6 protein-coding genes and 1 pseudogene are annotated in these 6,164 nt (G+C 47.1%); all 7 read left to right on the top strand.

Annotated features, from left to right (window positions below; all coding sequences use genetic code 11):
• Window positions 1-238, top strand: a pseudogene (locus tag ACZ6J2_RS05250) (type VI secretion system tip protein VgrG); the annotation flags it as partial.
• On the top strand, window positions 235-2,376 hold the full coding sequence (locus ACZ6J2_RS05245) for a T6SS effector phospholipase Tle3 domain-containing protein (RefSeq protein WP_471725032.1): 2,142 nt from the start codon (window positions 235-237) through the stop codon (window positions 2,374-2,376). The pseudogene ACZ6J2_RS05250 and the gene ACZ6J2_RS05245, both read left to right, overlap by 4 nt.
• A gap of 2 nt (window positions 2,377-2,378) precedes the next feature.
• Complete coding sequence (locus tag ACZ6J2_RS05240; protein ID WP_058841419.1) at window positions 2,379-3,086, top strand: T6SS immunity protein Tli3 family protein; 708 nt, start codon at window positions 2,379-2,381, stop codon at window positions 3,084-3,086.
• Between the two features lie 3 nt (window positions 3,087-3,089).
• On the top strand, window positions 3,090-3,785 hold the full coding sequence (locus ACZ6J2_RS05235; RefSeq protein ID WP_471725030.1) for a T6SS immunity protein Tli3 family protein: 696 nt from the start codon (window positions 3,090-3,092) through the stop codon (window positions 3,783-3,785).
• A gap of 2 nt (window positions 3,786-3,787) precedes the next feature.
• Entirely contained in the window at window positions 3,788-4,447 is a 660-nt protein-coding gene (locus ACZ6J2_RS05230; protein ID WP_471725028.1) for a YidX family protein, read from the top strand.
• 10 nt (window positions 4,448-4,457) lie between these two features.
• Complete coding sequence (locus ACZ6J2_RS05225) at window positions 4,458-4,715, top strand: PAAR domain-containing protein (RefSeq protein ID WP_023333978.1); 258 nt, start codon at window positions 4,458-4,460, stop codon at window positions 4,713-4,715.
• A complete protein-coding gene (locus ACZ6J2_RS05220; protein ID WP_471725027.1) occupies window positions 4,715-6,088 on the top strand; it encodes a hypothetical protein in 1,374 nt (457 codons plus the stop codon). The genes ACZ6J2_RS05225 and ACZ6J2_RS05220 overlap by 1 nt, the downstream gene beginning before the upstream one ends.
• Window positions 6,089-6,164 lie beyond the last annotated feature (76 nt).

Raw genomic sequence — 6,164 nt, 5'->3', positions numbered from 1 at the left:
GAAATACGACGGCCCGGAAAGTGCGCAGGTCACGGTCCCGCCGTTCAATAAGGGGGCATTTAAACTCCGCTACCAGCTGCACGCCGGAGACGATCCGGAGCAAATTCTCGCGAACAAAAAATTCCGGCTGACCAGCTCGGCCGGGAAAGTGGTGGAAGGCGTGACGGACAGCAACGGCCACTCATCTTTGCTCGATGCCGATGACCTGGACACCTACAAAATGGAGTTAATGGAATGACGGAAGCCAAACAAAGCCCGTACGCGCCACGGGTGATTTCTGAAGGGGATATCCCGGTACACAAAAGTCTGGGTGAGGTTGCCCAGACGCGCCGCGTAGGTGTACCGCGCCCGATGCCGGGGATTGTGATTCTGATTCACGGAGTGAACGACGTGGGCGAAGCGTACCAGAATCAGGAGAAGGGCATTCTTGCGGGTCTGAGTAAACGTCTTAATCGTCAGGACTTTTACGCGCATGAATGGGGAGAGTACCGCATTACCCATCCTGGCCGTTCGCCTGTTATCCCATTCTACTGGGGGTATAAGCCTGTTACGCATGAAGACTACCGGGCAGACCAGAAGCGGTACCGGGATGAAGTCGGAAAACTTTCTTCCGGTGCTCATCTGCCGTATGACGCCTATCAGGAAGATAACGAGACGAACAAGGCCGCGCTGGGTAATGACGGCAAGGGTTCGTTTAAGTACCAGAATGACAACCTCAAGAATGGTCTTGATTCAAATTTTGCAAAAGGTGGCGGGACGTTCGCCAATGCGACTACCAACATTCCCGATATGCTGGGGCCAGGAGCGGGAGGTTTTGGCGTGGCAGCGGCGGGATTTGCATCACTGCATATGAACGACGGGGATTACACTCACCCCATTTATGAAAACCCGCACCGAATCTATCAGTTTTTTGCTGCCCAGCGTCTGGCAGATTTAATTATTCAGATTCGTCGGCAACAAGAGACGCGTGATGATGTGATTAATATTGTCGCCCACAGCCAGGGCACGATTATTACCATGCTGGCAAATATGTTAGTCAAGCAAGCAGGTTATGAGTCAGTTAACTGCGTCATTCTGAATCATTCCCCTTATTCACTGGAGTCCCGCGTGGTTGAAAATATTCAGCCCGGATACCAACAGACGGATGCTGCCAGGCAGAAAACATTCAAAAATTTCTGTAGCCTGATGCATACGCAGTGGAAAGGAGGAGGGATATTAGACGAGGATGAATTACTGGCCCTTGAAGCCTCCTGTACGCTGCGCAAACCCTCTGATAATCCGTTGCGGGCTGATGATCGCTATGGACGTAACAATAACGGTAAAGTGTATAACTACTTCTGTCCAAATGATGGCGTTGTATCGCTGGAAAACGTACAGGGATTTGGCTGGCGTGGGATCCCTCAGAAAATTGCAGATGGCATTCCTAACCTGTTCCAGCGAGTTTTTTATCAGCACGGCGAAGTAGGGAAAGCACCTGACACTAAACCCTTTGAGTTGCCACAACGAAAAGAAGGTGATGCAAAATATTCGTTTCTCCCGAATGCCAGCTACCGCGCCCATGACGTAGTGGTAAACGGTGAAGAATTGCCGGAGCCCTTTATTTTCAAACTACAGGGGCAGGATAACCATCCGGATAATGACCCTAAAACGAGTGACAAGCCGTATACGTATTATATCGACCCGGAAAGCCCTGATGCCTATATATCGTATTCGGCTAAAGCCAGTGCCATCAAACGCACGGATTCTGCGATGTACATGCTTAACAGTTATCAGCGTATTAGCTGGAAGCCTGGGCATGTTTTAACACCAGATGAGCTGAAGGTGGAAAGCCATGACCGGGAGCATACCGTTATTCACGGGGAAGTTACTGGTTCTAAAGATTATCCTGTTTTGTCCATTACCTGGATGAAAACCCGTGAAGAACTTGAAAAAGAATGGAAAAAAGCTGACCCGGTAAGCTACAGCCAGCATTCGTCAATTGTCATGAGCGAGTTCGCGCCATCGCACGCGATGGCGTTCGACCTTGCAATTGGTCAGTGTAAGTCGTTTGACTACAAAGCCGGTAAATTCTGGGAAAGCCTGTTACACCGCGCTGACTGGCGTGATCCGCAGAATAATTATCAATTTGCGAAAAATTATTATAGAACCGGTCAACTTGACGACCAGAACACAAAACAATATATGAATAAACCCGATGAAGTGTTGCCGAAAGGCGATTTCGGTGTGGAAAACGATTATGCAGGTATCCGGCCTCGTCCGCGTAATCTTATGGATATTGAGACAGGAACTGTCAGACCGGAAGATTTCCAGGAAATAAAACTGCTGCAATGGGAAATGCCAAAGCCTAAGAGTGACAGCCAGTTAGCTAAAGGATAAACATGAAAGAATTGTGTGTAGGGATTATTACAACTGCTGTTTTATTTTCTGCGGCTTGTAAGGCTTCAGAACCGCCAACACAGGTGGTTTATCGGTTTGACGATCACCGTTATCTGGAGCTGAAGGGTTGGGACTGCGAAGGTGAGCTCTGGTATACGGATACAAAACAAGGCGTTCACTCGCAAATCGCCAGCCAGTTCTATCGAATTTTCACGAAAAGATTCCTACATCCTTCCGAACGTTATATTGCTATTCCGTGGTGGGGAGAGGTAACTGGGGGATTTTCTGTGTCAAAAGATTATGGACAGACGTGGGAAAGAGGCGGTGCTTCTATGTCTCCAGGTGAGAATGAGCCAGATGGTAGTAATGCTCCTTACTACGATGATGTTCTTTCTTTCACCGTCGTTAACGATCAGGGATTTTTACAGACGAAACACAGGTTGTATATGTCGTCAAAGCCGTTCGATGACCCTCGTTTATTGCCGGGTGGGGCGGGGATTCAATATAAACTTGCCGATGGAACAAATGGAAATATTAAGCCCGGTACCGGGGGATGGGCTTGGGGAATGGTTTATATGACTAAGCAAGGGCTTAAAGGAACAGTTCAGGAACTTCAGTCCAACTGGCAGGATCAGCCAGACAAGATCCCCGAAGTAAAAGGCTACACCGGTTGGGACCATATGCGTTGTGACATGGACGTGGGGAAATAACTCATGAAAGGGTTATGCGTAGGGATTATTACTACTGCTGTTTTATTTGCGGTAGCTTGTAAGGCTTCAGAACTGCCTACCCAAGTAGTTTATCGTTTTGATGATCACCGCTATCTGGAATTGAAAGGCTGGGACTGCGAAGGAGAGCTCTGGTACACCGATACGCAAAGGGCTATCCATTCTCAAGTTTATTTACAGTTTTATAGGGTCTTCACCCGTAAATTTATTCACCCTTCAGAAAAATATATGTCTATCCCTATTTGGGGGGCTGATGGCTTTAGGGTATCGAAGGATTATGGTCGAACATGGAAACTTGCACAATTTGCACCAGGGGAAAATGAACCTAACGGCGATGATTACGCGCCTTATGAGGACGTTCTTTCTTTCACCGTCGTCAACGATCAGGGATTTTTACAGACGAAACACAGGTTGTATATGTCGTCGAAGCCGTTCGATGACCCTCGTTTATTACCGGGTGGGGCGGGGATTCAATATAAACTTGGCGATGGAACAAAAGGAGATATTAAGCCCGGTTCAGGGGGGTGGGCTTGGGGAATGGTTTATATGACTAAGCAAGGGCTTAAAGGAATAGTTCAGGAACTTCAGTCCAACTGGCAGGATCAGCCGGACAAGGTGCCTGAAGTAAAAGGCTACACCGGTTGGGATCATATGCAGTGCAACATGGATGAAGGTCGTTAGTTATGAATATATTAAGAATGATTTTTGTTGTTTTCTTTGCTTTTAATTTAACTGGTTGTTTTACAATTACTTTATCAAACACCATTAAAGATAGTAAATATAGAACAGAAAAAGTCTTATCCGATACAATAACTGATGTTTATGTTGATAAAAACCCTCCTCATTCTATTCAACTGGGTGGGGTGAATAGCTCTTTTCTGGTGTTTGATGATTCGGATGGGTTGAAAACACTTCTATCTTCATCTTTGATGAATGTTGATAACTTATCATTAAGGCAAAATGGTGAGTTTAGTTTGTATGACGAAGGTGATTATACAAAAGTTTATGGGAAAGTAGATTTTGTTTATTCATTTAAAAACTTAGATAAAGCTAATGAATTGCTTTCTAACACAAAATGCCAATTAAATGAGATGAATGAATGTGTTTTTGAGATCAGTGAGTTATCTGGCGATTACAATCAGAAGCCTGTGAGAGTTGAAGAACAAAATATTATCCACTTACAAAAACCAGTAATATTGGCTATGAAAAAGTATACTGAGCACACGCCTCTCAGCTCTTATGCTTTAATGTTGCTTTATCCTGTGACTATTCTCCTTGATGCTGTGACCATTCCAGTGCAGATTTTCATCATTCCATTTGGGATGGGTACTGTAGGTAAATAAGGACATAACCATGAACGGCGTAATTCGACTGAATGACCCGCTGGTGAGCGGTGGAAAAGTGATAAAAGCGTCCGGCGCGGACTTTATGGGAAAACCTGTGGCCCTGAAAAACGATCTGGTTATGTGCCCTGAGCATAAAGGCACGTTCCCTATCAACGAATGCCACCCGACCTGGACGATGAACGGCCGCGGCGTGGTCGTGGATGGCTGTAAAGCGGCGTGCGGCTGTGCCATTCGCACCACGCTCCCCACTGCGGGGGCTGTTTGATGAACTGGTGGTTATTCTCAAAACAGAATGAATTTGACGAGAAATATCCCTATTGGTGGATATGTCTCTTATATGTGGTCGTCTTGGTTATCTGCCTGGCCGTCCGGGCTGTCACCTGGCCGGGTAATAAACATGTCGATCTCGATTTTTTTGCCCAGTCCGTGGTTATTCCAGTTGTTTTTCTGACGGGGTTCGTTCAGGTGTGTTCTATCGGGTATCACGTCATGAGGCATTACATGGAAACGAGGCTGCTGATTGCCGCCCGGCAGGAATACAAGCTTGTCAGCTTCGCCAGGGGGAACATTACCCTTGCAGGCTGGTCGGTACTCACTCCACCAAAGGCAACAAAGGAACTGGCATTGAGAATGCTGAAACTGGAGGGAGAGTTTCCGCTGGCCGCTAAAATGCCGTTGAAAATCGAACTGGAAGCATCCTTCGATTTCACGAGAGCCGGGCAGGCAATATCCCGCGTTCTGGAGCCCATGGCTGGGAAACTTTCTCGGTACCAGCAGATTGAAGTGCTGGTGTGGGTTCGAGGCGGGGATGAATCCTGTAGCGATGAACTCCGGCGCGTGCTTAAACGTTCTGCGATCGCGACAAAGAAAATCACTTTTTTACCTGAATGCCCGGACTATACGCAAGTCACGGAATGGATAAAGCTGGCGAAAAGCTACGTCGTAGAACGGCTGCTTATCTGTGTCGATCTGCATTCTGACGAAGAAGCGTCTAAACAGATGGAAAATGTTACGGCACTTCTCTTCACGAACGACTACGTCAAAACAGAAGGAGAAAAACCGGTTTATTTTTATCAGCCGATGACGGGTGTCACAGACGTAGAAAGCAAAGTGCCCGTGTACCTGAGGACAGAAACCGTCAGCAAGCCTAAGCAACTCTGGTATACCGGGTTATCCCGCACAGAGAAGTATCCGCTGCTGGAAGTGCTCGATCAGTACAAAGTGGTGCCTGACAGGCTGGAGCTTGAAGCATCGCTCGGTGAGGGCTCTGCCGGTTATCAGTGGCTGATGCTGACGCTGGCCGCTGATGCGGTTATGTACGGGCAGGGCGATCAGCTTGTGGCCGTGTCCGAACAGAACCATTTTGCCATGGCCGCGCTATCCTCCCGGTTAACCTGCCAACCAGATTATCCCGAAGAAAAAAGATATACGTTGCCGTGGGAAGTTGGCGGGATCGGCGGTCTGATGTTCTTTTTTGGATTGATATTAAGCATTGCCAGCGCTGGTGACGACGGCAAAACGTTATCCGGCTGGTTTATAACTATAATGGCTGTTCTGGTAATAGGTTTATTCATTGGGATGGGGGCATTGTTTACCTGGTATTATGGTGACAAAGCTTATGAGCACATGGGGATGTGATGATGAATGAACCAATGATTTTAACGACAGCATAATGGATGGTTATGATCAGGATATAAGGGATTTTTAAAGGGGA

This window comes from Enterobacter sp. E14S (genome assembly GCF_055666685.1).
This window is presented reverse-complemented; position numbering and strand designations above follow the sequence as displayed.

What these genes read in the sequence shown, in the direction of transcription:
- ACZ6J2_RS05245 (WP_471725032.1), top strand. Translation starts at nt 235, where the DNA reads ATGACGGAAGCCAAACAAAGCCCGTACGCGCCACGGGTGATTTCTGAA.
- ACZ6J2_RS05240 (WP_058841419.1), top strand. Translation starts at nt 2,379, where the DNA reads ATGAAAGAATTGTGTGTAGGGATTATTACAACTGCTGTTTTATTTTCT.
- ACZ6J2_RS05235 (WP_471725030.1), top strand. Translation starts at nt 3,090, where the DNA reads ATGAAAGGGTTATGCGTAGGGATTATTACTACTGCTGTTTTATTTGCG.
- ACZ6J2_RS05230 (WP_471725028.1), top strand. Translation starts at nt 3,788, where the DNA reads ATGAATATATTAAGAATGATTTTTGTTGTTTTCTTTGCTTTTAATTTA.
- ACZ6J2_RS05225 (WP_023333978.1), top strand. Translation starts at nt 4,458, where the DNA reads ATGAACGGCGTAATTCGACTGAATGACCCGCTGGTGAGCGGTGGAAAA.
- ACZ6J2_RS05220 (WP_471725027.1), top strand. Translation starts at nt 4,715, where the DNA reads ATGAACTGGTGGTTATTCTCAAAACAGAATGAATTTGACGAGAAATAT.